The 1,197-nt window shown below is 74.0% G+C and carries 2 protein-coding genes; one reads left to right on the forward strand and one right to left on the reverse strand.

What is annotated here, in order from left to right:
* Positions 1-171: 171 nt before the first annotated feature.
* Positions 172-534, reverse strand: coding sequence for an HGxxPAAW family protein (locus ACFV61_RS15625; protein WP_380426304.1), 363 nt, complete (start codon positions 532-534; stop codon positions 172-174).
* A gap of 92 nt (positions 535-626) precedes the next feature.
* Here ACFV61_RS15625 and ACFV61_RS15630 point away from each other — a divergent pair, with 92 nt between their 5' ends.
* Positions 627-1,112 carry a MarR family transcriptional regulator gene (locus ACFV61_RS15630; protein WP_380492092.1) on the forward strand — a complete coding sequence of 162 codons (486 nt, stop codon included), beginning with the start codon at positions 627-629 and terminating at the stop codon, positions 1,110-1,112.
* Positions 1,113-1,197: the final 85 nt, after the last annotated feature.

Genomic DNA, 1,197 nt, shown 5'->3' on the forward strand with positions numbered 1-1,197 from the left:
GGTTTTTCAACTTTATATTTGTCGGGCGGTGTTTGGGGGGGGGGTTTTTAATTGGCGGGGGGTTTTTTTTTGCGGGGGGGGGGGGGGGGTTTCCCACCCCCCGGGGTTTTGCGTGGGCGGGCGGCCGTCTCGTCGCGCGAGCGCAAGGGGAACGTGTCGTGCTCGGGTCGGTCAGGCGCTGATGCGCCGCCGGTGCTGCACGGGGGCGGGGGCCGGCGCCTGGATCGGGGCCGGGGTGCGGCCGGCGAGGCGGCAGCCGAGGCAGTGGGGGTGGCCCTGGCGGCCGGCCGGGTCGGGGGTGCGCCAGGGCCGGTGGGCGGGCGGGCGCGGGCCGGTGGGTTTGCCCCAGCCGGCGAGGTGGAGCAGCCAGCTGGCGAGCGCGCCGAGGGCGGTGAGGATCCCGCCGGCCCAGAGCCCGGCGGCCGAGCCGAGGACGAGGGCCGCGCCCGCGACGGTGAAGCCGAGGATCGCGATGACGGAGCCGGTCCAGCCGGCGATGGTGTGCCCCATGTCGTGGTCGCCGTGTGCGCTCATTGCTCCTCGTTTGGTGTGATGGGCGGGTCGGGATGGACGGGTCGGCCGTTTATCTCACAAGCTAAGTAACTTAGATGCTAAGGAGATATCGAGTGAAGGGCAAGCCGCGCCCCCGGGCGACGCCCGAGCAGGCGCTCTACGCGATGGACCGGATGATCGCGCTGGCGCAGTTCGGCCAGCAGGACATCGCCGCCCGGCTCGGCCTCAACGTCACCGACCTGACCTGCCTCGGCTTCGTCATCGAGGCCGCGATGGCCGGGGAACCGCTGGCCGCCGGCGACCTCGCCGAGCGCGCGCAGCTGACCACCGGCGCCGTGACCGGCGTGCTCAACCGGCTGGAGAAGACCGGCTACGCCCGCCGCGAGGCCGACCCGGCCGACCGTCGGCGCGTCCGCGTGGTGATGGCGGAGGACGCGCAGCAGCGCATCCTCCAGGTCTACGGCCCGTTCTACGAGCGGATCGGCGCGCTGTTCGCCGACTACACGCCGGACGAGACCGCGGTGATCGCCGACTGGTTCACCCGGGCCAAGGGGGTGCTGGGGGAGTCGCTGGACGAGATCCGGGCCGACATGCCGTAGCGGGGGGCCCCCCCGGGGGGGGGGGGCGGCGCGGGCCCGGCGCGTCGCGGGGGGCGGGGGCGGTCGGGCTCCGCCCGCGGGCGGC

The organism is Kitasatospora sp. NPDC059817, from assembly GCF_042731835.1.
GTDB lineage: Bacteria > Actinomycetota > Actinomycetes > Streptomycetales > Streptomycetaceae > Kitasatospora.

Coding starts and splice junctions, on each gene's coding strand:
- ACFV61_RS15625 (WP_380426304.1), bottom strand. CDS start 534: ATGAGCGCACACGGCGACCACGACATGGGGCACACCATCGCCGGCTGG.